25 protein-coding genes are annotated in these 22,961 nt (G+C 73.8%); 1 reads left to right on the top strand and 24 read right to left on the bottom strand.

What is annotated here, in order from left to right; all coding sequences use genetic code 11:
• Positions 1 to 33: 33 nt before the first annotated feature.
• Positions 34 to 1,482, bottom strand: coding sequence for a GH1 family beta-glucosidase (locus NP075_RS05535; RefSeq protein ID WP_227564301.1), 1,449 nt, complete (start codon positions 1,480 to 1,482; stop codon positions 34 to 36).
• 411 nt (positions 1,483 to 1,893) lie between these two features.
• Between NP075_RS05535 and NP075_RS05530 the strand changes: the two genes are divergently transcribed.
• Positions 1,894 to 2,901, top strand: a complete 1,008-nt coding sequence (locus NP075_RS05530) for a LacI family DNA-binding transcriptional regulator (protein ID WP_227564300.1) — start codon at positions 1,894 to 1,896, stop codon at positions 2,899 to 2,901.
• A gap of 31 nt (positions 2,902 to 2,932) precedes the next feature.
• On the opposite strand, the gene NP075_RS05525 is transcribed toward NP075_RS05530, so the two are convergent.
• From NP075_RS05525 to thrB, 23 genes are all read right to left on the bottom strand, one after another.
• Complete coding sequence (locus tag NP075_RS05525; protein WP_227564299.1) at positions 2,933 to 4,180, bottom strand: N-acetylglucosamine-6-phosphate deacetylase; 1,248 nt, start codon at positions 4,178 to 4,180, stop codon at positions 2,933 to 2,935.
• Between the two features lie 51 nt (positions 4,181 to 4,231).
• Positions 4,232 to 4,672, bottom strand: a complete 441-nt coding sequence (locus NP075_RS05520; protein ID WP_227564298.1) for a hypothetical protein — start codon at positions 4,670 to 4,672, stop codon at positions 4,232 to 4,234.
• A complete protein-coding gene (locus NP075_RS05515; RefSeq protein ID WP_227564297.1) occupies positions 4,669 to 5,331 on the bottom strand; it encodes a TetR/AcrR family transcriptional regulator in 663 nt (220 codons plus the stop codon). Before NP075_RS05515 ends, NP075_RS05520 begins: the two co-directional genes overlap by 4 nt.
• Positions 5,328 to 5,825 carry a hypothetical protein gene (locus NP075_RS05510; RefSeq protein WP_227564296.1) on the bottom strand — a complete coding sequence of 166 codons (498 nt, stop codon included), beginning with the start codon at positions 5,823 to 5,825 and terminating at the stop codon, positions 5,328 to 5,330. The genes NP075_RS05515 and NP075_RS05510 overlap by 4 nt, the downstream gene beginning before the upstream one ends.
• 107 nt (positions 5,826 to 5,932) lie before the next feature.
• Positions 5,933 to 6,628 (bottom strand): endonuclease NucS, encoded by a 696-nt coding sequence (gene nucS, locus NP075_RS05505; protein ID WP_227564295.1) that lies wholly within the window; start codon positions 6,626 to 6,628, stop codon positions 5,933 to 5,935.
• Between the two features lie 44 nt (positions 6,629 to 6,672).
• The gene (locus NP075_RS05500; protein ID WP_227564294.1) at positions 6,673 to 7,122 is read right to left on the bottom strand and encodes a DUF2550 family protein; all 450 of its coding nucleotides are present in this window, start codon (positions 7,120 to 7,122) and stop codon (positions 6,673 to 6,675) included.
• Positions 7,123 to 7,151: 29 nt separating this feature from the next.
• Positions 7,152 to 7,439, bottom strand: a complete 288-nt coding sequence (locus NP075_RS05495) for a F0F1 ATP synthase subunit epsilon (RefSeq protein ID WP_227564293.1) — start codon at positions 7,437 to 7,439, stop codon at positions 7,152 to 7,154.
• 47 nt (positions 7,440 to 7,486) lie between these two features.
• Positions 7,487 to 8,974 carry a F0F1 ATP synthase subunit beta gene (gene atpD / locus NP075_RS05490; RefSeq protein ID WP_227564292.1) on the bottom strand — a complete coding sequence of 496 codons (1,488 nt, stop codon included), beginning with the start codon at positions 8,972 to 8,974 and terminating at the stop codon, positions 7,487 to 7,489.
• 79 nt (positions 8,975 to 9,053) lie between these two features.
• Positions 9,054 to 9,950: a F0F1 ATP synthase subunit gamma gene (locus tag NP075_RS05485; protein ID WP_227564291.1), complete on the bottom strand. Its 897-nt coding sequence runs from the start codon at positions 9,948 to 9,950 to the stop codon at positions 9,054 to 9,056.
• 2 nt (positions 9,951 to 9,952) lie between these two features.
• Positions 9,953 to 11,581 (bottom strand): F0F1 ATP synthase subunit alpha, encoded by a 1,629-nt coding sequence (gene atpA, locus NP075_RS05480; protein WP_227564290.1) that lies wholly within the window; start codon positions 11,579 to 11,581, stop codon positions 9,953 to 9,955.
• Between the two features lie 68 nt (positions 11,582 to 11,649).
• Positions 11,650 to 12,462, bottom strand: coding sequence for a F0F1 ATP synthase subunit delta (locus NP075_RS05475; protein ID WP_227564289.1), 813 nt, complete (start codon positions 12,460 to 12,462; stop codon positions 11,650 to 11,652).
• Positions 12,462 to 13,040 (bottom strand): F0F1 ATP synthase subunit B, encoded by a 579-nt coding sequence (locus NP075_RS05470; RefSeq protein ID WP_227564288.1) that lies wholly within the window; start codon positions 13,038 to 13,040, stop codon positions 12,462 to 12,464. Before NP075_RS05470 ends, NP075_RS05475 begins: the two co-directional genes overlap by 1 nt.
• Positions 13,037 to 13,267, bottom strand: coding sequence for an ATP synthase F0 subunit C (atpE, locus tag NP075_RS05465; RefSeq protein ID WP_135974202.1), 231 nt, complete (start codon positions 13,265 to 13,267; stop codon positions 13,037 to 13,039). Before atpE ends, NP075_RS05470 begins: the two co-directional genes overlap by 4 nt.
• Positions 13,268 to 13,369: 102 nt before the next feature.
• The gene (gene atpB / locus NP075_RS05460; protein ID WP_227564322.1) at positions 13,370 to 14,155 is read right to left on the bottom strand and encodes a F0F1 ATP synthase subunit A; all 786 of its coding nucleotides are present in this window, start codon (positions 14,153 to 14,155) and stop codon (positions 13,370 to 13,372) included.
• Positions 14,156 to 14,317: 162 nt separating this feature from the next.
• Entirely contained in the window at positions 14,318 to 14,797 is a 480-nt protein-coding gene (locus NP075_RS05455) for a Cg1360 family ATP-synthase-associated protein (protein WP_227564287.1), read from the bottom strand.
• Positions 14,794 to 15,909, bottom strand: coding sequence for an MraY family glycosyltransferase (locus NP075_RS05450; protein WP_227564286.1), 1,116 nt, complete (start codon positions 15,907 to 15,909; stop codon positions 14,794 to 14,796). Before NP075_RS05450 ends, NP075_RS05455 begins: the two co-directional genes overlap by 4 nt.
• Entirely contained in the window at positions 15,906 to 16,634 is a 729-nt protein-coding gene (locus tag NP075_RS05445) for an L-threonylcarbamoyladenylate synthase (RefSeq protein ID WP_227564285.1), read from the bottom strand. Before NP075_RS05445 ends, NP075_RS05450 begins: the two co-directional genes overlap by 4 nt.
• Complete coding sequence (gene prmC / locus NP075_RS05440) at positions 16,631 to 17,557, bottom strand: peptide chain release factor N(5)-glutamine methyltransferase (RefSeq protein WP_227564284.1); 927 nt, start codon at positions 17,555 to 17,557, stop codon at positions 16,631 to 16,633. Before prmC ends, NP075_RS05445 begins: the two co-directional genes overlap by 4 nt.
• Positions 17,554 to 18,618, bottom strand: coding sequence for a peptide chain release factor 1 (prfA, locus tag NP075_RS05435; protein ID WP_250788447.1), 1,065 nt, complete (start codon positions 18,616 to 18,618; stop codon positions 17,554 to 17,556). Before prfA ends, prmC begins: the two co-directional genes overlap by 4 nt.
• 156 nt (positions 18,619 to 18,774) lie before the next feature.
• Positions 18,775 to 18,990 (bottom strand): 50S ribosomal protein L31, encoded by a 216-nt coding sequence (gene rpmE, locus NP075_RS05430; protein WP_227564282.1) that lies wholly within the window; start codon positions 18,988 to 18,990, stop codon positions 18,775 to 18,777.
• Positions 18,991 to 19,111: 121 nt separating this feature from the next.
• Positions 19,112 to 19,564 (bottom strand): type II toxin-antitoxin system PemK/MazF family toxin, encoded by a 453-nt coding sequence (locus tag NP075_RS05425; protein WP_227564281.1) that lies wholly within the window; start codon positions 19,562 to 19,564, stop codon positions 19,112 to 19,114.
• A gap of 82 nt (positions 19,565 to 19,646) precedes the next feature.
• Positions 19,647 to 21,653 (bottom strand): transcription termination factor Rho, encoded by a 2,007-nt coding sequence (gene rho, locus NP075_RS05420; RefSeq protein WP_227564280.1) that lies wholly within the window; start codon positions 21,651 to 21,653, stop codon positions 19,647 to 19,649.
• Positions 21,654 to 22,004: 351 nt separating this feature from the next.
• Entirely contained in the window at positions 22,005 to 22,958 is a 954-nt protein-coding gene (thrB, locus tag NP075_RS05415) for a homoserine kinase (protein ID WP_227564279.1), read from the bottom strand.
• Between the last annotated feature and the right edge of the window lie 3 nt (positions 22,959 to 22,961).

The following is a 22,961-nucleotide window of genomic DNA, read 5'->3' as shown; positions in this document are numbered from 1 at the left end:
GCCGCACGGCGTGCGCGGCGGCGGGGCGGTGCGTCAGAGGGTGGCAGCCGACTCGGGTGCGGGAATGACGCCGGTGCGGATGAGCTCGCGGTACCACCGTGCCGAGTCCTTGAGCGTCCGGACCTGGGTGTCGTAGTCGACGTGCACCACACCGAAGCGGCGGTCGTAGCCGTACGCCCACTCGAAGTTGTCGAAGAGCGACCACACGAAGTAGCCGCGCACGTCGACGCCCTTGTCCATCGCCTCGCCGACCGCGTCGAGGTGGTCGTGCAGGTACGCGACGCGGTCGGCGTCGTGGACCCGGCCGTCGTCCGTCACGGTGTCGTAGAACGCGGCGCCGTTCTCCGTGATCGCCAGCGGCAGCGCCGGGTAGCGCTCGTGCAGCTCGAGCAGCAGGTCGACGAGGCCCTGCGGCTCGATGTTCCAGCCCATGGCCGTGTGCGGACCGGGCTGCGGGAGGAACTCGGCGTGGTCGGCGCCGACCCACGCGCTGACGGCCGACGACCGGTGGCCGTCGGGCCCGGGAGTGCCGTCGCCCACCGGCGGCGTGCCGTGCTGCACCCGGCCCGTGGAGTAGTAGTTGACGCCGAGCAGGTCGACCGGGACGTGGATCAGCTCGAGGTCGCCGTCCTGCACGAAGGACCAGTCGCTGATCGCGGCCGTGTCCGCGAAGACCTGCTGCGGGTACGCGCCCTCCAGCAGCGGGCCGAGGAAGACCTCGTTGGCGATGGTGTCGATGCGTCGCTTCGCCTCCACGTCGGCCGGCGCCGGCGACGCGGCCCGCGTGACGTGCAGGTTGAGCGTGATCGAGACGGGCGTGTCGGCACCCAGCTCGTCACGGATCGCTGCGGCGCCGAGCCCGTGCGCGAGGTTGAGGTGGTGCACCGCGGCGAGGGCGGCGGCGGGCTCGGTGACCCCGGGGGCGTGGACACCGGAGCCGTAGCCGAGGAACGCGGAGCACCAGGGCTCGTTGAGCGTGGTCCACAGGTGGACGCGGTCACCGAGCGCCCGGGCGACGACACGTGCGTACTCGGCGAACGCGTACGCCGTCGCGCGCTCGGTCCAGCCACCGGCGTCCTCGAGCGTCTGCGGCAGGTCCCAGTGGTACAGCGTGACGACGGGCTTGATGCCGGCCGCGATCAGCCGGTCGACCAGGTCGGAGTAGAAGTCGAGCCCGGCCTGGTTCACGGCGCCGGTCCCTGCGGGCAGGACCCGCGACCACGCGACGGAGAAGCGGTAGGCCTGGAGCCCGAGGTCCTGCATGATCGCGACGTCCTGCGGGACCCGGTGGTAGTGGTCGATGGCGACGTCCCCCGTGTCGCCGTTCAGCACCTTGCCGGGCGTGTGGGAGAAGGTGTCCCAGATCGACGGTGCGCGGCCGTCCTCGTGGGCGGCGCCCTCGATCTGGTACGAGGCGGTCGCCGAGCCCCACAGGAAGTCCGAGGGGAACGGGCGGCCGGACGGCCGCGTCGTGCTGATCATGGGGGCCTCCGGGACGGCAGACGGTGGCGCGGCGGGCCGGGGGGCCTCTCACCGCGTCCGCACGGCCACGGTGCCGCGCGAATCGAATCGATACGATACACAGATGGGACCGCTCCCGCACCCCTGGGATGATCGGGCCCGGACGTCGCCGACGGGTGCGCACGGCGTCGTCGATGCGCTTCGACTCGTATCGCCGCGACGAGGATCGCGAATCACGCCGCGGAGCCGGACACCCGGGGCACCTGACCCAAGTGGACGTTGAAGCGCTTGCGGGTCCGTCCGTGTGACACCGCGGGTGAGACTCCGCCAGGACGCACCTCACCGGCCCGGGACCGGACGCTAGGGTGAGCCGGATCACGCGGGAGGGAGCGCGGTCCGCGAGGCGCGCAACCACCCGACGAACGGAGCGACGTGGCGACCACGATCGATGATGTGGCCCGGGCGGCCGGGGTGTCGACCTCCACGGTGTCGTACGTGCTGTCCGGCAAGCGTCCGATCTCCGCACCGACCCGGCAGCGGGTCGAGCGGGCGATCCTCGACCTCGACTACCGGCCGCACGCCGGCGCCCGCGCGCTGGCCTCCAGCCGCACCAACGTCCTGGGTCTCATGGCGCCGCTGCGCATCGACGTGGACGTCTCGGTGATCATGCAGTTCGTCACCGGCGTGGTCACCACCGCCCGGACGTTCGACCACGACGTCCTGCTGCTCACGTCCGACGAGATCGCCGGCATGGAGCGCGTCGCCTCCGGCTCGATGGTGGACTCGCTCGTCATGATGGACATCGAGGCCGACGACCCCCGCGTCCCGGTCCTCGCGCGGCTCCGCCAGCCCGCCGTGCTCATCGGCCTGCCGCGCGACCCCGAGGGCCTGTCGTGCGTCGACCTGGACTTCCGGGCCGCGGCGCAGCTCGCGGTCCGACACCTCGCGGCCCTCGGCCACCGGCAGATCGCCCTCCTCGGCTCCCCCCGTGCGGTCCTCGACCGGCACACGTCGTACGCCGAGCGCATGATCCACGGCTTCGAGCAGGCGGCGCGGGTGGCAGGGGTCGACGGTGTCGTCGAGCCGTGCGAGCCGTCCATGGCCGGCGCGGTCGCGGCGGTCGACGCCGTGCTGGCGCGGCTGCCCGGCGTGACGGGCCTCGTGGTCCACAACGAGACGGCCCTGCCCTGGGTGCTGTCGAGCCTGCGGGACCGCGGCCGGCGCGTGCCCGAGGACGTCTCCGTCGTCGGGGTCTGCCCGGCGGACGTCGCCGGCGACCAGCCGCTGGAGCTGACCCACGTCGACATCCCCGCGCACGCCATCGGCAGGGTCGCGGTGGAGATGGCGATGGCGCGTGTCGAACGCGCCGAGCCCGCGGAGACGCGGCTGCTGGCTCCCGTCCTGGTCGAGGGCGCGAGCACGGCCGGCGCCGCGCACTGACCGCGCCGACCCCGCGGCGCGCCGCCTCGCGTCAGGCGACCCAGACCCCGGCGCGGGCGACCCGGACCGGCCGCAGGTCCGCGGTGGTCACGAGCAGGTCCGCGCGGCGCCCCACGACCAGCGCGCCGACGTCGTGCCGGCCCAGCACCTGGGCGGGCGTCGCGGAGGCGGCCCGGACCGCTGCGGGAAGCCCGACCCCCGCCGCCACCGTGGCGCGCACGACGTCCAGGAGGTGCGCGAGGCCGCCCGCGATCGCGCCGGCACGCACGGACCCGTCCGGGGCGTGCTCGAGGAGCCGCGCGGCACCGTCGGCCACGCGGACGGCGGCCGCCCCCAACCGGTAGTCGCCGTCGGGCATGCCGGCCGCCGCCATCGCGTCGGTCACCAGCACCGCGCCGTCCGGACCGACGAGCTCCAGGACCGCGCGCACCGTCGCGGGGGCCAGGTGCGTGCCGTCGGCGACGAGCTCGACGACGAGCTCGCCACGCGCCGCGGCCGCCAGGCACGCGGCGACCGGGCCCGGGTCCCGGTGGTGCAGCGGGCGCATCCCGTTGAACAGGTGCGTCGCCGTGGGTCGAGGACCACGTGCCCGCGGCGACGTGGCCAGCAGGTCGAACGCCCGCGTCACCGCGGCCTCGACCTCCTCGGCCGACCCGTCCGTGTGCCCCACGGACGGCAGGGCACCGGCGTCGACCAGCGCCGCGAGCACGTCGTCGCCACCGCCGGCGACGCCCGGCACCTCGGGAGCGACGGTCATGGACACCAGGTGCCCGCGCGCCGCGCCCGCGAGCTGGCGGACCAGGTCCGCGTCGCCGTCGCACATGTCCCTGGGGTCCTGCGCGCCGCACCGGGCACGGGACAGGAACGGGCCCTCCAGGTGGATCCCGGCGACCACACCGTCGTCGGCCGCGTCGGCGAGCAGCGCCGTCCGCGCGAGCAGCACGTCAGGCGGCGCCGTGACGAGGGACGCGACCAGTGTCGTCGTGCCGTGCCGCAGGTGCTCGTCCGCGGCCTGGCGCACCTCGCGCGTCGTCGTCGCGTCCGGGAGGCTCGCTCCCCCACCGCCGTGGCAGTGCAGGTCCACCAGGCCGGGCAGCACGAGCGTGCCCGCCGGGGGTGGCGGCGGCACGTGGCGGGCCGGGACGTCACCGGCGGGACCCACCCACGCGATCTCGTCGCCGCGCACCACCACGACGGCGTCGGCCAGGACGCCCGCGGGGGTCACGACGTCACCCCGGACCAGCAGTGCGCCGGCCGGGTCGGGCAGGTCGCTCACCATGACCACATCATCGCGCGGCGCCACCGCGGCCGGGCGCGGGACGCGCCCCGGTCAGCGGTCGCGTGCCGCCGCCAGGTCGCGCGGGGAGCGACGCGCGCGCACGACGCCCGCGACCACCCCTCCGACGAGACCGCCCAGTGCCGGGAGGCCGACCATCTCCCGGGCCGCCGCCGCGGACAGCTCCCACGGCCAGGCCGACAGCAGCACGCCCGTCTGCGCGACCCCCACGAGGGCCCCGCCGACCAGGCCGAGCAGCGCGTACACCCCTGGCGAGCCGCCCGCGCGGGGCAGCACGGCACGCGTGATCACCACGAGCGGCACGGCGCACAGCACGGCCGGGCCGGCCGCGTACACCAGGCGGAGCGCCGGGACGGTGAGGGCGGCCGACCCGAGGCCGTCGGTGAGCAGCACCTCGAGGACGCCGAGGCACCAGACGGTCAGGACGGCGGCGAGGACGCCGAGCACCGCCGGAGCGGTCCAGTGCCGCATCATGCGCGGACCGTCGCGACCAGGCGCAGCGCCTCCTGGGCGACGCCGGAGGCCACGGGCAGGCGCGCCAACGAGACGAGCCGGCCGACCAGCGGGGCGAGGCCGTCGACGAGCGCGCGGGTGCGGCGCGCGTCGGGCGACGTGTCGTGCACCCAGAACACGGTGAGGCCGAGCTGCGCGAGCCACAACAGCTCCGGCAGGTCCGCGCGCAGCGCCGACGGGACGGCGGGCCGCGCCCCGTCCACGACGTCCCGGAAGAGGGCGCGGCTCAGGTCCGCGGTGGGGGACGACGTCGCGGAGAACGGGCTGGCGGAGGACCCGGGCCGGATCGCGGTCCCGATGGACTCGACGCCGAACCGGCGGTACGGCGCGAACACGTCCACGGCGGCGTGCCAGGTGGTGCGCAGCCGCGACGCCAGGTCGCCGTCGTCGGCGAGCAGCTCGCGCGCCCGCTCGACGTGCTCCCGGTTGACCTCGAGGTACAGCTCCTGCACCAGCTCGTCCTTCGACGCGAAGTGGTGGTACGCGTTGCCGACGGCCACGCCGGCCTCCTGCGCGACGGCCCGCATCGTCGTCGCGTCGTAGCCGCGCTCGCGGAACAGCCGCAGCGCGGTCGCGCGGATCAGGTCGCGCGTCTCCTCGGCCGTGCGGCGCGTGCTCATGCCACGACCGCCGCTGTGACGCCCAGCCCCGCGCCCGCTCGCCGCAGCGCACGAGCCCGCCGGGCCCGGCCCAGGAGCATCCTCCCGGCGCCCGCGCCGAGCGCGCCCTCGGCGGCCAGCAGCGCCAGGAGCCCGGCGTCCGGCAGCGCGGTGCGCCCGACACCGCCGAGGAGGACGGCCGCGACCGCGCCGACCAGCGCGAACACGAGGACGTGCCGGCCCTCGCGCGGCTCGCGACGCAGGAGCCACGCCGTGAGCACGCCCAGCGGCCACCCCACGACGAGCACGGGGAGCACCGCGACGACCGAGACGACCGCCAGGGTGATGCCGTGGATCGCGGCACCCTCCCCCGCGACCGGCGACATCAGGACGAGCAGGAAGCCGACGGCCGCGTTGGCCGTCACCAGCACCAGCGCACACCAGGCGGTGAGCTCGAGCACCGCGAGCGGGCCGTGCGGGTGAGGGTCCGGCGCGTCGCTCGTCGTCGGCGGCACGGGTGCTTCGGGGGCAGGTGTGGTGTCCACAAGACCAGTGAACACGTTCACCTGAACATGTTCAAGACCATGGGCGTCCCAGCACCCGACGACGCCGCGGCGACCCGTCAGAAGAGCCGCGAGTCGACGTCGTCGACGCCCCGCATGGCGTCGTAGTCCAGCACCAGGCACGCGATCCCGCGGTCGGCCGCCAGGACGCGTGCCTGCGGCTTGATCTCCTGCGCCGCGAAGACCCCCCGCACAGGGCTGAGCCTCGAGTCCCGGTTGAGCAGCTCCAGGTAGCGGGTCAGCTGCTCGACACCGTCGATGTCCCCGCGCCGCTTGATCTCGACCGCGACGCTGCCCCCGTCGGGCGCCTTGGCCAGGATGTCCACCGGCCCGATCGCCGTCGGGTACTCCCGGCGCACCAGCGTGTGGCCCGAGCCGAGCAGGGCGATCTGAGCGGCGAGGAGCTCCTGCAGGTGCGCCTCCACGCCGTCCTTCACCAGTCCGGGGTCCACACCGAGGTCGTGGACCGACTCGTGCTGCACGCCGTAGAGGTCGATGACCAGCCGGTCGTCGGACTTGGCGTGCTGGACGGTCCAGACCTGGGTGACACCCGCGGCCGCCTGCTCCGCGTCGGGCTCGCCGACGACGAGCGAGCACGGCGGGCTCATCCAGTTCAGCGGCTTGTACGACCCGCCGTCCGAGTGCAGCAGCACCGAGCCGTCGGCCTTGACCACGACCAGCCGGCGCGCGCGCGGCAGGTGCGCCGAGAGCCGGCCCGTGTACCGCGCCGCGCACTCCGCGACCACCAGGCGCATACCCGCTCCTCCTGAGTTGCTCCGGGACCCGGGTGGGCGTCCGGTCAGACGATCCTGCCGGCGCGCCACGGCGTGGCCTCGAGCCACGACGTGAACCCGGCGTACGCGTCGGCCGACATCTGCAGCCGGATCTCGCGCTCCGCACCGCCCGCGGCCGGCACGACGCGGCAGTGCGCCACGACGGCCTGCGGACGCCCGGGCACCAGTGGCAGCACCGTGCGCTCCACCACCACGATGCTGCCGCGCGACCAGGTGCGTGCCGGGCGCGGCACCACCGACGCCCGGCGCCACCAGTACAGCGACGCGGCGCCGTACTGCGCGACGCCGCGGGCACCGGGAGCCCCCTCCCCCGCCGGCACCTCGACGAGACGGCACTGGAACGACCCGACGCGCCGCGTCAGGGCGCGCGTGCGCGACAGCCACACGCCGCCCACGACGGCGACCAGCAGCACCGACGACGCCACGACCAGCGCGCACCACGCCGCACCGCTCACGTCGCGACCTCCATCCGCCGTCGGCCGGGTCAGCGTCCGGCCGCGGGGACACCCGCCTCGGAGGAGACGGAGTCGACCACCACCGTCACCTGGTCGGAGTCGACCGAGAGGAACCCGCCGTCCACGTGCCACGACAGCGGCGCGCCACCGGACGCCGGGACCACGCGCACCGCGCCCGGTCGCAGCACCGACAGCAGCGGCGTGTGCCCCGCGAGGATGCCGATGTCACCGTCGGCCGCGGGGGCCGACACCAGCCGTGCGGCGCCGGACCATACCTTGCCGTCCGCCGCGACGACGTCGACCTCGAGCTGTGCCATCGTGCTCCCTCCTCCAGTCCGTCACGTACGCCGTCCGAGCCCGAGGCTCAGACGCCGTACTCCTTCTGGATCCGGGCCCAGTTGCGCTCGAGGTCCTCGAGGCCGCCGATGTTGAAGAACGCCTGCTCGGAGATGTGGTCGAACTCGCCGTCGGCGATCTTCTTGAACGCCTCGACCGTCTCCGTCACGGGCACCGTCGAGCCGACGACGCCGGTGAACTTCTCGGCCATGTAGGTGTTCTGCGAGAGGAACTGCTGGATCCGGCGCGCACGCGCCACGATCGTCTTGTCCTCCTCCGACAGCTCGTCGACACCGAGGATCGCGATGATGTCCTGGAGCTCCTTGTTGCGCTGCAGGATCGACTTGACCCGCGTCGCGACGTCGTAGTGCTCCTGGCCGACGTACCGCGGGTCGAGGATCCGGCTGGTCGACGCCAGCGGGTCCACGGCCGGGTAGAGGCCGCGCGACGCGATCTCACGGCTCAGCTCGGTCGTCGCGTCGAGGTGCGCGAACGTCGTCGCCGGCGCCGGGTCGGTGTAGTCGTCGGCGGGCACGTAGATCGCCTGGAGCGAGGTGATCGAGTGACCGCGCGTCGAGGTGATGCGCTCCTGGAGCTGGCCCATCTCGTCCGCGAGGTTCGGCTGGTAGCCGACCGCGGACGGCATGCGGCCGAGCAGCGTCGACACCTCGGAGCCCGCCTGGGTGAAGCGGAAGATGTTGTCGATGAAGAGCAGCACGTCCTGCTTCTGCACGTCGCGGAAGTACTCCGCCATCGTCAGTGCCGACAGGGCGACGCGCAGACGCGTGCCCGGGGGCTCGTCCATCTGGCCGAAGACGAGCGCCGTCTTGTCGAAGACGCCGGCCTCCTCCATCTCGACGATGAGGTCGTTGCCCTCACGCGTGCGCTCGCCGACACCGGCGAACACGGACACACCGCCGTGGTCCTGCGCGACGCGCTGGATCATCTCCTGGATGAGGACCGTCTTGCCGACGCCGGCGCCGCCGAACAGGCCGATCTTCCCGCCCTGGACGTACGGCGTCAGCAGGTCGATGACCTTGATGCCGGTCTCGAACATCTGCGTCTTCGACTCGAGCTGGTCGAAGGCCGGGGGCTTGCGGTGGATCGGCCAGCGCTCGGTGATCTCGAGCGTCTCGCCCTCGGCGAGGTTGAGCACCTCGCCCGTGACGTTGAAGACCTTGCCCTTGGTGACGTCGCCGACGGGCACCGAGATCGGCAGGCCGGTGTCGCGCACCTGCGCGCCACGGACCAGGCCGTCGGTCGGCTTGAGCGCGATCGCGCGCACCAGCGAGTCGCCGAGGTGCTGCTCGACCTCGAGCGTCATGGTGAAGCCGCCGGCGGCCTCACCCTCGCCCTGGGTCGAGAGGTCGATGTCGACCTCGAGCGCGTTGTAGATCTCCGGGATCTGGTCCGGCGGGAACTCGATGTCCACGACGGGCCCGATGACCCGCGCGACCCGGCCGACGCCGGGCGTGCCGGCGGTCGCGGCCGTCGCGTCGACGGTGGTGGCGGTCATGTCTGCCTCGCTTCACTCGTCCGGGCGGCGGGGCCGTCCGGCTGGGGTCGGTGTCGTGCGGTCGTGCTGTCGTGCGGTGTCAGGCCGACGCGAGCGCGTCGGCACCCGACACGATCTCGCTGATCTCCTGGGTGATCTCGCCCTGACGCGCCTGGTTCGCCAGTCGCGTGTAGAGGCGGATGAGGTCCTCGGCGTTGTCCGTCGCCGTGTGCATGGCCCGCTGCCGGGCGGCGAGCTCGGAGGCCGCCGCCTGCAGGAGGTTGGCGTAGATGCGCGTGCGCACGTAGCGCGGCAGCAGCGCGTCCAGCACCTCCTCCGGGCTGGGCTCGAACTCGTAGAGCGGCAGGACGTCGTGGTCCCCCGGCGCCGCCACGCCCTCGACGACCTCGAGCGGGAGCATCCGGATGACGCGGGGGCGCTGCGTCACCATGTTCACGAACTGCGTGAACACGACGTGCACCTCACCCACCCCGCCCTCGTCGGCCGGCGCGCGGAACGCGGTCAGCAGGGCCTCGGCGATCTCGTCGGCGACCTCGGGCGTCGGTGCGTCCGAGAAGCCCGACCACGCGCCCGCGAGCTCACGCTGGCGGAACGAGTAGTAGGCGATGGCACGGCGACCCGAGACGTACAGGGCGACCTGCTTGCCCGACGCCTCCAGCCGCTGCACGAGCCGCTCGGTCTCCCGGATCACGCTCGCCGAGTAGGCGCCGGCCATGCCGCGGTCCGACGCGATGAGCAGGACCGCGACACGCTTGGTGTCGTCCCGCTCCACCAGGAACGGGTGCGACACGTCGGAGTGCGTGGCGACGGCCGACACGGCCCGGGTGATGGCGCGGGAGTACGGCGTCGCCATAGCGACGCGGTCACGCGCCTTGCCGATGCGTGACGCCGCGATGAGCTCCTGCGCGCGGAACATCTTCTTGAGCGACTGGGTGCTCTTGATCCGCGCCTTGTAGACGCGCTGCTGACCGGCCATGCTCAGGCCCGCTTCTGGCGGACGATCTGCTCCTGCTCGACCTCGACGCCCTCGTCCTCGGCCTCGCGGCCGACGAGAGGCGTGCCGTCGAACTTCAGGAAGCCGAGCCGGAACTCGTCGATGCCGTCGGCGAGCGCCTGCTCCGTGCTCTCGTCGAGCTTGCCGGTGTCGGCGATCGTCGAGAGCACGTCGGTGTTGCGGCGCAGGTGGTCGAGCAGCTCGGACTCGAAGCGGCGGACGTCCTCGATCGGGACGTCGTCCAGCTTGCCCTTGGTGCCGGCCCAGATCGACGCGACCTGGTTCTCCACCGGGTACGGGGAGTACTGGCCCTGCTTCAGCAGCTCCATGAGGCGCGCGCCCCGCGTCAGCTGCGCACGCGACGCGGCGTCCAGGTCGGAGGCGAACATCGCGAAGGCCTCGAGCGACCGGTACTGCGCCAGGTCGAGCTTCAGCGTGCCGGAGACCTGCTTCATCGCCTTGACCTGCGCGGCACCACCGACACGGGACACCGAGATGCCGACGTCGACGGCCGGGCGCTGGTCGGCGTTGAACAGGTCCGACTGCAGGAAGATCTGGCCGTCGGTGATGGAGATGACGTTGGTCGGGATGTACGCCGAGACGTCGTTCGCCTTGGTCTCGATGACCGGCAGGCCCGTCATCGAGCCCGCGCCGAGCTCGTCGGAGAGCTTCGCGCAACGCTCCAGCAGGCGGGAGTGCAGGTAGAAGACGTCACCGGGGTACGCCTCGCGGCCCGGCGGGCGACGCAGCAGCAGCGACACGGCGCGGTACGCCTCGGCCTGCTTCGACAGGTCGTCGAACACGATGAGGACGTGCTTGCCCTGGTACATCCAGTGCTGGCCGATGGCCGAGCCGGTGTACGGGGCGAGGTACTTGAAGCCCGCCGGGTCGGACGCGGGGGCCGCGACGATGGTCGTGTACTCGAGCGCGCCGGCCTCCTCGAGGGCAGAGCGCACCGAGGCGATCGTCGAGCCCTTCTGGCCGATCGCGACGTAGATGCAGCGGACCTGCTTGGTCGGGTCGCCGGTCTCCCAGTTCGCCTTCTGGTTGATGATCGTGTCGATCGCGATGGCCGTCTTGCCGGTCTGGCGGTCGCCGATGATCAGCTGACGCTGACCGCGGCCGATCGGGATCATCGAGTCGATGGCCTTGAGGCCCGTCTGGAGCGGCTCGTGGACCGACTTGCGGGCCATGACGCCGGGAGCCTGCAGCTCCAGCGCGCGGCGCGCGTCGGTGGCGACCTCGCCCAGGCCGTCGATCGGCTGGCCGAGCGGGTCGACGACGCGACCGAGGTACCCGTCACCGACGGCCACCGAGAGGACCTCGCCGGTCCGGCGGACCTCCTGGCCCTCCTCGATGCCCGTGAACTCACCCAGGACGACGACGCCGATCTCCCGGACGTCCAGGTTGAGCGCCAGGCCCAGCGTGCCGTCCTCGAACTTCAGCAGCTCGTTGGCCATCGCGCCGGGCAGGCCCTCGACCTGCGCGATGCCGTCGCCGGCGACGGAGACCCGTCCGACCTCCTCGGTCGCCGGGCCCTTGGGCTCGTAGGACTTCACGAAGCTGTCCAGCGCGGACCGGATGTCCTCCGGCCGGATCGTCAGCTCAGCCATGGCGTTCTCCTCATCTGACGCACGCGCCTCGCGCGTGCGGTGTGTCGTGGGCCGGTGCTCCGGCGGGTTCAGCCGGCCAGCTGCCGGCGTGCGTCGGCGAGCCGGGAGAGGACGGTCGAGTCGATCACGTCAGGACCGGCCTGCACCCGCAGGCCACCCACGACGTCGGGGTCGACGACGACGTTGACCTGGACGGCCCGGCCGAGCGCACGGCCGAGCAGATCCGCCAGGCGGTCGGTCTGCGACGCGGTGAGCGGTGAGGCGGACAGGACGGTGGCCACCTCGCGGCTGCGCAGCTCGGCGATCGCGTCACCGACGTGGAGCAGCGTGGTCACATACCGACGCCCGCGGGGGGCGACGGCGGCCCGGCGCGCGACGGCGCGGGTGACCGCGGTCCCCTGCCCGTCGAGCAGCCGGTCCACCAGGTCGCCGCGCGCCTCGGCCGGGTACGCGTCGCTGAGCAGGTACCGACGCACCTCACGCTGACCCGCGAGTGCCCGGGTCAGGGAGAAGAGGTCCTGCTCCACCTGCGCCAGCGTGCCGTCGGCCTCGGCGGAGGCCAGCAGCGCGAGGAACGCCAGACGCTCGGTCGCGTCCGCGAGGTCGGCGTCCGCCGACCAGCGCGACCGCACGAGCGCCTGCGCGATCTCGACGGTGCGCGCGTCGGCGCCGTCGAGCAGCCGCGCGACCAGTCCACCCTTGGGCGCGCCGTCGAGCGACGGGTCCGCGAGCGTGCGACGCAGCGACCCCGACGAGTCGAGCGCGTCGGTGAGGGCGAACAGCTCGTCCCCGATCGTGCGTGCCTGCTCGCCGGCGGCCCGGAGCACCGGTGCGAACCGGTGCTCCACCGCCTGCAGCGAGGCGCGACTGGTCCCGCGCATCAGTTCCCCTTGCCTGCGCTCGTGGTGGTGCTGGCCTCGAGGTCGTCGAGGAAGCGGTCGACGACGCGCGAGCGCCGTGCCTCGTCGGCGAGCGACTCGCCCACGATCTTCGACGCGAGCTCCGTCGCCAGGGCGCCGACGTCGGCGCGCAGGGACACGGCCGCCTGCTGACGCTCGGCGTCGATCTGGCGCTGGGCCGTCTCGACGATCCGGGCCGCCTCCTCCTGCGCACGGGTCCGCGACTCGGCGAGGATCGTCGTGCCCTCGGCGCGCGCCTCCTCGCGGATGCGCGCCGCCTCGGCACGGGCGTCGGCGAGCAGCTGCTGGTGCTCCGCGAGCTGCGCGGCCGCCTCCGCCTGGGCCGACTCGGCCTTGGCGAGCCCGCCCTCGATCTTCGCCGTCCGCTCGTCCAGCACGGCCTGGAACTTCGGCAGGACGTACTTGTAGAACGGGATGGCGATACCGACGAGGACGACGGTCGACCAGAACAGGTCATAGCCGGCAGGGAGGAGCAGGCGGATGCCTTCGACCTCTTCCGCGGCCGTCACGACGGCCGCGGAGACCGCGGCGGTGCTCACTGGAAGAGGAACCCGGTGATGAGGCCGAGGAGGCCCAGGACCTCGACGAAGCCGATACCGATGAACATGGTGGTGCGCAGCTGGCCGGCGACCTCGGGCTGGCGTGCCATGCCCTCGACGGTCTTGCCGATCAGGATGCCCAGACCGATGCCCGGGCCGAGCACCGCGAGGCCGTAGCCGACGGTCGCGATGTTGCCGGAGACGGCGTCGGCGGCGGCAAGGATCATGCTGGTGTCTGCCACGGTGGCTCGTTCCTTCCGTTGGGTCCCCGGCCGGTCGGCCGGGGGCTCGTACTCAGGTGCGGGACCACGACCCCGCGGGGTGTGGTGTCAGTGCTCGTCCGCGATCGACAGGCTGATGTAGACGGCCGCGAGGACGACGAAGATGTAGGCCTGCAGCGCGGCGACGAACACCTCGAACAGGGTGATGGCGAAGCCGCCGAGCAGGCTCGGCACCGCGAAGGCGGTCATGCCCGACATCGAGCGGACGAAGAAGTCCGTCGCGGCGAAGCACAGCACGAGCATGAGGTGACCGGCGACCATGTTGGCCATGAGCCGGATGGCGAGCGTCACGGGCCGCAGGATGAACACCGTCAGGAACTCGACCGGCGTCAGCAGCACGTAGAGGAACGGGGGCACACCGGGCGGGAAGAGGCTCGTCTTGAGGAACCCGCCGAGGCCGTGGTGCCGGATGCCGGCGCCGAGGTACATGACGTACACCCACAGCGCGAGCATGACCGGCAGGCCGATGAGCGAGCTCCCGGCGATGTTGAGGCCGGGGATGATGCCCGTGATGTTGAACGCGAGGACCGCGAAGAACATCGTCGTGAGGAGCGCGACGTACTTGTGCGCCTTCTCCTTGCCGATGATGTCCTCGGCCACGTTGACGCGCACGAAGTCGAGCAGCAGCTCGGCGACGTTCTGACCACGGCTCGGCACGAGCTTCGCCCGGCGCGCCGCCACGACCATGATCGTCACGAGCGCGAGCGCCGCGATGATGCGCACCAGCTGCATCCGGTTGAACTCGAAGATCGTGCCTTCGAAGAGGATGGCCGGCGGGAAGAAGTCAGCGATCGAGGGCGTGTGGAAGACGTTCTCGTCCGCGGCGAGCGGCAGGATCGTCGCGATGCTGGACAGGGCGGTCTCCTGTGGTCGTGATGGCTGGTGCCGCCTCGTCGCGGGCACACCGGCGACACCTGGCCGTCGTGGATGGGTGGAAGCCTAACTCATGCATGACCTAGGTCCGGCCCCCGGACCGCACGGCTGTGGTGACGCCGGTCACCGTCGCGGCGCGCCGGGCTCGACGTAGGGCACGCGGCCGCCGGCGACCGCCCGGTAGTCGAGCACGGCGGACCCCAGGACGCCCAGCGCGAGCACCGCCGCCAGCACGCCGCGCGAGTAGAAGTCCTGGTCCCGCAGCAGCGCGAGCACCACCACGACCACCAGCACCTTGGCCAGCCACGTCCCCATGACGACGGCCGCCATCGTCGTGGGCGACGAGCGCAGCGTGCGCAGCATCGCCACGACGGTGGTCCCCGAGAAGACGAGCGCCAGACCCACCCCGATGACGGCGCCCCACACCCCGGGCACGCCGGCGACGAGGGCGCCGACGCCGACGCCGACCACCGCCAGGACCCCCAGCAGGAGCGCCGTGTCGCGCAGCGCACGGCGGAACACCGCGGCGGCGGGGTCGCCGGCAGCGGGGGTCGCCGTGTCGTCGTCGGCGGGGCCGGGCGTCGGGTCGGGAGCGGTGGTCATGGTGAGGCCTCCACGGCGTTCGGGGTACGGCCGCGCAGGGGGCCGAGGGTCAGGACGGTCGCCACGACCACGCCCACGCCGGTGGCGACGAGCACGGTCGTGGTGGACAGCACGGCGAGGGCGGCGACGCCGAAGGCGAGCACCGCGGTCCACACGTACATGATGGCCACGGCGCGCCGGTGGCTGTGGCCGAGCGCCAGCAGCCGGTGGTGCAGGTGCAGCCGGTCGGGGTGGAAGGGGCTCTTGCCCTTCAGCAGACGCCGCACGATGGCCAGGCCCATGTCGAGCAGCGGGAGCACGAGCACCGCCACCGGCAGGAGGATCGGCACGTACGCGGGGAACTGCACGCGCTCCACCACCGCCTTCGGGTCGATCTGCCCCGTGACGACGATCGCCGCGGCGGCGAACACGAAGCCCAGCAGCATCGAGCCCGAGTCGCCCATGAAGATCCGCGCCGGGTACAGGTTGTGGGGCAGGAACCCCAGGCACACGCCGACCAGGACGGCCACCACCAGCGTCGCGAGGTTGGAGTAGTCGTCACGGCTGGTGTCGACCGTGAGCAGGTACGCGTAGACGAAGAACGCCGCGCCGCCGATCGCGAGGAGCCCCGCGGCCAGGCCGTCCAGGCCGTCGACGAAGTTCACGGCGTTCATCGCCACGATCACGGACACGACGGTGACGAAGACCGCGGCCCGCGACGACCCGCTGATCACGTTGTCCGCGAGGGGCAGCCGGTACAGCAGCACGCCCTGCCACGCGAGGAAGCCCGCGGCGAGCACCTGCCCCATCAGCTTGGTGAGCCAGTCCAGGTCCCAGATGTCGTCGGCGACGCCCAGCGCGCAGACCAGCGCGGCACCGCCGATGATGCCGAAGATCGGGCGCGGGTTGGCGTACACCGGTTCGAGGAACGGCAGCCGGGACGCCATGAGCAGCGCCACCAGCAGGCCGGCGAACATCGCCATGCCGCCCAGCCGGGGGGTGGGGACGGCGTGCACGTCGCGGTCGCGCACCGCCGTGATCGCGCCCCACCGCAGGGCGCACCACCGGGCGAGCGGTGTCGTCAGGTACGTGACGACGGCCGCGATGACCAGGACGAGCAGGTAGACCCTCACGGCGCGGCGGCCTCCGGACCGTCCGGCTCCTGGCCGTCGGCGGCGGGCGGACCGGACGGTGCCGGCGTGCCCGCGGGCGGCGGCGCCATGACCGGCGCCACGGCGGCGAGCGTCGCGAGGTCCAGCGCGCCCAGCCGCACGATCCGCAGCGCGTCCCCGGTGGCGTCGACGATCGTCGACGCGACGCCGCCGGGTGCCGCGCCGCCGTCGAGGTACACCGCGACCTTCGTGCCCAGCTGGTCGTGCGCCTCGGCCGCCGTCGACGCCGCGGGGTGCCCCGTGAGGTTCGCGCTCGACACCGCGAGGGGGCCCGTACGACGCAGCAGCGCGAGCGCCACCGGGTGGTCGGGCATCCGCAGCGCGACCGTGCCGCGCGTCTCGCCCAGGTCCCACGCGAGCGAGGGCTGCGCGCGGACGATGATCGTCAGGCCGCCGGGCCAGAACGCCTCCGCCAGGGCGCGCGCCGCCGGGGGCACGGCCGTCGCGAGGCCGTCGAGCGTCCGCACGTCGGGCATCAGCACGGGCGGCGGCATCTGCCGGCCGCGGCCCTTGGCGTCGAGGAGCGCCTGGACCGCCCGCGGGTCGAAGGCGTCGGCACCGATGCCGTACACGGTGTCGGTCGGCAGGACGACGAGCTCACCCCGGCCGACGGCGTGGACCGCCTCGTCGATCGCCGGGCCCCACGCCCGCGGGTCGGTCGCGTCCTTGATCCGGAGGAGACTCACGCGGGCGAGTCTTCCACGACCGGGCGGGCGACCCGCCGAGCGACGAGCGTGCGTGGACGACCCGTGAGGTCCGGCACGGTGCGGACGTCCTCGAAGGCGCCCGTCGCGAGGGCGGCCGCGCGGGCGTCGGCGTCCTGCACCTCGGCGTGCTCCATGACGAGCAGGCCACCGGGGACGAGCAGCCGCGCGGCCGCGGCGACGACCGCACGCGGCACGTCGAGGCCGTCGGCGCCGCCCCCGTACAGGGCGAGGTCCGGGTCGTGGTCACGCACCTCGGGGTCGAGCGGCACGGCGTCCGGCGGGATGTACGGCGGGTTCGACACCACCACGTCCACCGTCCCGTCGAGCTCCGCCAGGAGGCCCGGGTCCCGTACGTCGCCCTGGACGACGCGCAGGTCGGGGCCGGCGACGGCCTGCGCGTTGGCACGCGCCAGCTCGACGGCCTCGTCGGACAGGTCGACGGCGACCACGCGGCTCGCCGGCACCTCGGTGTCGACCGACACGGCGATCGCGCCCGTGCCGGTGCACAGGTCCACGACCGTCGGCCGTCCCCCGCCCGCCGCGAGGGCAGCGGCCTCGTCGACCGCGAGCTGGGCCACCGTCTCCGTCTCCGGGCGCGGCACGAACACACCCGGCGCGACGCGCAGCGTCACGTACCGGAAGACGGTGGACCCGACGATGTGCTGCAGCGGCTCACGGGCGCGGCGCCGGTCGACGAGCCGGGCGTACTCGGCGGCGAAGTGCGCCGGCAGGGCCGGCGGCAGCGCCGGCTCCACGCGCGGCACCCCGAGCGCGTGCGCGGCCAGCGCGAGCGCGTCGTGGCGCGGCGACGGCACGCCCGCCTCGGCGAGGACGGCCGTCGCCCCGTCGACGTAGGCGCGCAACCCCGGCTCCGTGCCGCGCACGTCCGTCGGCGCGCTCATGCCGGCACCCCGCCCGCGGCCGCGAGGCGCGCCGCCTCGTCGGCCTCGAGGGCCGACGCGATCACGGGCCCCAGGTCGCCGTCGAGCACCTGGTCGAGGTTGTACGCCTTGAAGCCCGTGCGGTGGTCCGCGATGCGGTTCTCCGGGAAGTTGTACGTCCGGATCCGCTCGGACCGGTCGACCGTGCGCACCTGCGAGCGGCGCGCCTCGCTCGCGGCCGCCGCCGCCTCCTCCTGGCGCGCCGCCAGGAGACGGGCGCGCAGCACCCGCATGGCCTGCTCGCGGTTCTGCAGCTGGGACTTCTCGTTCTGCATCGACACGACGATCCCGGTCGGCACGTGCGTGATCCGCACGGCCGAGTCCGTCGTGTTGACCGACTGCCCGCCGGGGCCCGACGAGCGGTACACGTCGATCCGCAGGTCGTTCTGGTCGATGTCGACGTCACCGTCGTCGTCGGCCTCCGGGAACACCATGACGCCCGCCGCCGACGTGTGGATGCGCCCCTGCGACTCGGTGACCGGCACCCGCTGCACGCGGTGCACGCCCCCCTCGTACTTCAGGTGGGCCCAGACGCCGTCCTCGGGGGGCCCGGCGGTCCGGGCCTTGACGGCGACCTGCACGTCCTTGACGCCACCGAGGTCCGACGGCGTCAGGTCGAGCACCTGGACGCTCCACCCCTGCCGCTCGGCGTAGCGGGTGTACATCCGCAGGAGGTCGCCGGCGAACAGCGCCGACTCCTCGCCGCCCTCGCCCGCCTTGATCTCGAGGATCGCGTCGCGCCCGTCGTCGGGGTCCCGCGGCACCAGCACGCGGTGCAGACGCTCGGCGGACTCGGCCGCGGCGGCCTGCAGCGCGGGCAGCTCGGCCGCGAAGCCCGCGTCCTCCGCGGCGAGCTCGGCCGCGGCCTGGGCGTCGTCCGCGGCCGCCCGCCACTGGCGGTACGCCTGCACGACGCGCCCGAGCTCCGCGTACCGGCGCCCCAGCCGCCGGGCGCGCCCGGCGTCCGCGTGCACCGACGGGTCGGACAGGTCGCGCTCGATCTGCGCGTGCTCCGCGAGCATCGCCTCGACGGCGTCGAGCTGCTCCACCTGCTGCCCTCCCACTGACCGGCTCCCGGCGCGGGCCGGACGGCCCGCGCAAAGCGACAGCGCCGGTGCGCGGGCGGACACGACCATGGAGGGCCGTCGTCCGCCGGGCGCACCGGCGCTGATCAGGAGCTAGTTGGCCGGCTTCTTGCCGTAGCGGGCCTCGAACCGTGCGACGCGGCCACCGGTGTCGAGGATCTTCTGCTTGCCCGTGTAGAACGGGTGGCAGGCGCTGCAGACGTCGGCGTGGATCTTGCCGCTCGTCACCGTCGAGCGCGTGACGAACGTGCTGCCGCAGGTGCACGTGACCTCGGTGAGGACGTACTGCGGGTGGATACCAGACTTCACGGTAGTTCTCCTTGGGGTTTGCCTCCGGGTCCGGACGCGCGTACCGCGCCGGTGAACCGCAGACCGACGGACCATTGTGCCAGAACCGCGAGCGGCCGCGAAACCTTCCCGGTCGGGAGCGTCAGGACGGCCCGCGCCCGTCGGCCGCGTCGCGGTACCAGGCCACGAGCGCCTCGCCCGGGTGCCCGGACCGGCGACGCGCGGCCGACAGCGGCAGCGTCCGTGGCCGCAGGTCGATCCAGCTGGCACGGGTCAGGCCGGGGAAGCCCGGCGGCAGCCGGACGTGGTCACGTCGCGCACTGCGGTCCTGCGACGTGAACCGTGCGACCTCCCAGGTCCGGTCGTCGACGCGCAGCACGAGGACGGGACGGTCCTTGCTGCCCGTCCCGTCCTCGAACGGGACGTCGGCGAACCAGACGTCACCGACGCGCGGCCGACCGATTCCCGCGCGCGGGGCTGCGACCCGACGTCGGCGGCGCCGTCCGACGAGGGCGACGAGCAGCAGGAGCGCGAGCAGCCCGATCACCTCGGGCCGGGTGAGCACGTCGGCAAGGTCCTCCGGAGCGAGCGGCACGGCAGGAGGCTAGCGGTCCGGCGGGACGCCGACGGCCCCGCACCCGACGGGGTGCGGGGCCGTCGCGTGCCGGCTCCGAGCGTCAGACGACCTTGCCGACGCCGTCCTCGAGGGCGGGGCCGTTGTGGCCGGGCGTCGTCTTCTGCACCTGCAGCAGGAACTCGACGTTCGACTTCGTCTCGCGGAGCTTGCCCAGCAGCAGCTCGATGGCCTGCTGCTGGTCCAGCCCGCCGAGCACGCGACGCAGCTTGTAGACGATCTTCAGCTCGTCGTTGCTCATGAGCACCTCCTCGCGGCGGGTGCCGGACGCGTTGACGTCCACCGCCGGGAAGATGCGCTTGTCGGCGAGCGAGCGCGACAGCCGCAGCTCCATGTTCCCGGTGCCCTTGAACTCCTCGAAGATGACCTCGTCCATCTTCGAGCCCGTCTCGACCAGCGCCGAGGCGAGGATCGTCAGCGAGCCGCCGTTCTCGATGTTGCGGGCCGCGCCGAAGAACCGCTTGGGCGGGTAGAGCGCCGAGGCGTCGACGCCGCCGGACAGGATGCGGCCCGAGGCCGGCGCCGCGAGGTTGTAGGCGCGTGACAGGCGCGTCAGCGAGTCGAGCAGCACGACGACGTCCTGACCGAGCTCGACCAGGCGCTTGGCCCGCTCGATCGCGAGCTCCGCCACGATCGTGTGGTCGGACGCGGGACGGTCGAAGGTCGAGGCGATGACCTCGCCCTTCACGGTCCGCTCCATGTCCGTGACCTCCTCGGGGCGCTCGTCGACGAGCACGACCATGAGGTGGACCTCGGGGTTGTTCGCGGCGATCGCGTTGGCGATCTGCTGCATGATGATCGTCTTGCCGGCCTTCGGTGGCGCGACGATCAGGCCGCGCTGGCCCTTGCCGATCGGCGCGACGATGTCGATGACGCGGGGCGTCAGCCGGCCGGGCTCGGTCTCCAGGCGCAGCCGCTCCTGCGGGTACAGCGGCGTGAGCTTCGTGAACTCCGGACGCTGGCGCGCCTCCTCCGGGTCCGAGCCGTTGACCGCGTCCAGCCGCACCAGGGCGTTGAACTTGCTGGGGCGGTTGCCCTGCGGCGCCTGCTCGCCCTCACGGGGCTGCCGGACCGCTCCGGTGATCGCGTCGCCACGGCGCAGGCCGTGCTTCTTGACCTGGTTCAACGAGACGTACACGTCGTTCGGGCCGGGCAGGTAGCCGGTCGTCCGCACGAAGGCGTACGAGTCCAGCACGTCGAGGATGCCGGCGACGGGCAGCAGCACGTCGTCGTCCGTGACCTCCACCTCGTCCAGACCCGGCAGGTCACCCTGGCCGCCGCGGGGACGGCCGCGCTTGCGGTCCCGGTCACGGTCCCGGTCGCGGTAGCGGTCCCGCGAGCGTCGCCGCCGCCCGCCGCGCTCGTCGTCGTCCTGATGCTCGGCGCCCTGCGGGTTCGGCCCGCCCTGGGTGCCCTGCGTCGCCTGGCGACGCTCACCCTGGTCGCGCTCCACCTGCTGACGGTCGCCCTGCTGGCGGTCGCCCTGCTGGCGCTCGGCCTGCTGACGGTCACCCTGCTGACGCTCGGGCTCGCGCTCGGCCCGCTGACGCTCGGCGGGCTCGCCCTGCGGCGCGCCGTCGGCGCCGACCGGTGCCCCGGCACCCCGGCCGGCACGGCGCGAGCGCCGCTCGCCGGTCACGGCACCGACCGCGTCCGCGGCCCGGGCCGCCCGGTCGTCACGCTGCTCGTGCGGAGCGAGCCGCGCGTCGAGCACCGCCTCGAGGGTCGCCAGCGCGTCACGGCCGCCACCGGAGCGCTCCCGCGCACGCACGGGACGCTCGGCCGGCGCGGTCTGCGTGGGCGCCTCGGTCTGCTCCTCGACGACGGTCCGCGCGCGGCGCGTCGCCGTGCGCGCCTCCACGGGCTCCGGCCGCTCGCCGGAGCGGGCGGCGGAGATCGCCTGCACCAGGTCGCCCTTGCGCATCTTGCTCGTGCTCTTCACGCCGAGCTGTGCGGCGAGCGCCTGGAGCTCCGGCAGTCGCATCGCGGAGATGCTCCCGGAGCCCGAGCCGCCCGTGGTGCTCGCGGCGGCATCGATGGTGTCTGTCACGAAGGATCCTTCCCCCTCGTCGGGGCCCGCCCGGTCCGCCCGGGAGGGGGCCTGCACCAGGTCGACGTGACCGGGCGGAGTGGTGCCACGCGCGCTGCGTACGACGACGTCTGCTCACGCGGGCGGGATGTTCCCCTCGTCGTCGACGTGGGCGACCGTCCGGTGGGATCCGGAGAGTGGTCGGGGAGCCGGGGACCTGGAAGATCCACCGGCGGATCCACTGTCCGGCCCCCTGTCGGATCGACGGGGTCCGGAGGACGAGGTCCGGGAACGCGGCCAAGCCTAGCACCGCGGGCCCCGCCGCCGAGGGGGATCACGCGCTCTCACCCGCGGGCCGCACGGCCCCCGGCCTCAGTCGAGCAGCGTCGTGACCTCCGCACCCGTCGCGTCCACCGGCAGCCGCAGCACCCGCCAGCCGGCCATCACGCCGCCGAACGCGTCGGCCACCGCCGCGTCCGCGTCGGTGCCGTCCTGCGAACCCGGTGCGCGGCGGGCGAGCACCAGCACGGTCGGCCCCGCACCCGACACGACGGCCGCGACCCCCTGCGCCCGCAGGGCGTCGACGAGCGCGAGCGAGGCGGGCATCACCTCACGGCGGTAGCCCTGGTGCAGCCGGTCCTGCGTCGCGGGCAGCAGCAGGTCCGGGCGGCGTCCCAGCGCCTCGACCAGCAGGGCCGCCCGGCCCGCCTGCCAGGCCGCGTCCGCGTGCGGCACCCGCGCGGGCAGCACGCCGCGCGCCGCGTGCGTCGACAGGTGACCCGGCGGCACCACGGCCACGGGTGCGAGGTCCCGGTGCACCTCGAGACGCGCGGCCCGCACCGGGGCGACGTCGCCCGTCGCGTCGTCGGACCAGGCGACGGTCAGCCCACCCAGGAGCGCCGGCGCGGCGTTGTCCGGATGCCCCTCGAACTGCGTGGCCAGCGCCAGGGCGACGTCGTCGTCGAGCGCCCCGGGCTCCACGAGGCCACGGGCGGCCAGGATGCCGCCGACGACGGCCGCGGCCGACGACCCGAGCCCGCGGCCGTGCGGCACGCGGTTGCGGCAGACCAGGTGCAGGCCCGTCTGGGGCGCCCCGACGTGGTCGAGGGCGGCGCGCAGCGCCCGCACCACGAGGTGCGTCTCGTCGTCCGGCACCGACCCGGCGCCCTCGCCGTGCACCTCGACCCGGACGCCCGGCGCACCGAGCGCCCGGACCTCGATCTCGTCGTGCAGGCCCAGGGCGAGCCCGAGCGCGTCGAAGCCCGGCCCGAGGTTCGCCGACGTGGCGGGGACCCGGACCCGCACGTGCGCCGCGCGCAGCCGCACGGC

Origin of the sequence: Cellulomonas wangsupingiae (assembly GCF_024508275.1) — a bacterium.
Lineage (GTDB): Bacteria > Actinomycetota > Actinomycetes > Actinomycetales > Cellulomonadaceae > Cellulomonas > Cellulomonas wangsupingiae.
Note: the sequence above shows the minus strand (reverse complement) of the source record. Positions and strands in the feature narration are given on the sequence as shown.

What these genes read in the sequence shown, in the direction of transcription:
- NP075_RS05515 (WP_227564297.1), bottom strand. Translation starts at nt 5,331, where the DNA reads ATGAGCACGCGCCGCACGGCCGAGGAGACGCGCGACCTGATCCGCGCG.
- atpD (WP_227564292.1), bottom strand. Translation starts at nt 8,974, where the DNA reads ATGACCGCCACCACCGTCGACGCGACGGCCGCGACCGCCGGCACGCCC.
- atpA (WP_227564290.1), bottom strand. Translation starts at nt 11,581, where the DNA reads ATGGCTGAGCTGACGATCCGGCCGGAGGACATCCGGTCCGCGCTGGAC.
- nucS (WP_227564295.1), bottom strand. Translation starts at nt 6,628, where the DNA reads ATGCGCCTGGTGGTCGCGGAGTGCGCGGCGCGGTACACGGGCCGGCTC.
- NP075_RS05495 (WP_227564293.1), bottom strand. Translation starts at nt 7,439, where the DNA reads ATGGCACAGCTCGAGGTCGACGTCGTCGCGGCGGACGGCAAGGTATGG.
- NP075_RS05485 (WP_227564291.1), bottom strand. Translation starts at nt 9,950, where the DNA reads ATGGCCGGTCAGCAGCGCGTCTACAAGGCGCGGATCAAGAGCACCCAG.
- NP075_RS05455 (WP_227564287.1), bottom strand. Translation starts at nt 14,797, where the DNA reads ATGACCACCGCTCCCGACCCGACGCCCGGCCCCGCCGACGACGACACG.
- NP075_RS05525 (WP_227564299.1), bottom strand. Translation starts at nt 4,180, where the DNA reads ATGGTGAGCGACCTGCCCGACCCGGCCGGCGCACTGCTGGTCCGGGGT.
- NP075_RS05475 (WP_227564289.1), bottom strand. Translation starts at nt 12,462, where the DNA reads ATGCGCGGGACCAGTCGCGCCTCGCTGCAGGCGGTGGAGCACCGGTTC.
- NP075_RS05535 (WP_227564301.1), bottom strand. Translation starts at nt 1,482, where the DNA reads ATGATCAGCACGACGCGGCCGTCCGGCCGCCCGTTCCCCTCGGACTTC.
- prmC (WP_227564284.1), bottom strand. Translation starts at nt 17,557, where the DNA reads ATGAGCGCGCCGACGGACGTGCGCGGCACGGAGCCGGGGTTGCGCGCC.
- prfA (WP_250788447.1), bottom strand. Translation starts at nt 18,618, where the DNA reads ATGCTCGCGGAGCACGCGCAGATCGAGCGCGACCTGTCCGACCCGTCG.
- NP075_RS05520 (WP_227564298.1), bottom strand. Translation starts at nt 4,672, where the DNA reads ATGATGCGGCACTGGACCGCTCCGGCGGTGCTCGGCGTCCTCGCCGCC.
- atpE (WP_135974202.1), bottom strand. Translation starts at nt 13,267, where the DNA reads ATGATCCTTGCCGCCGCCGACGCCGTCTCCGGCAACATCGCGACCGTC.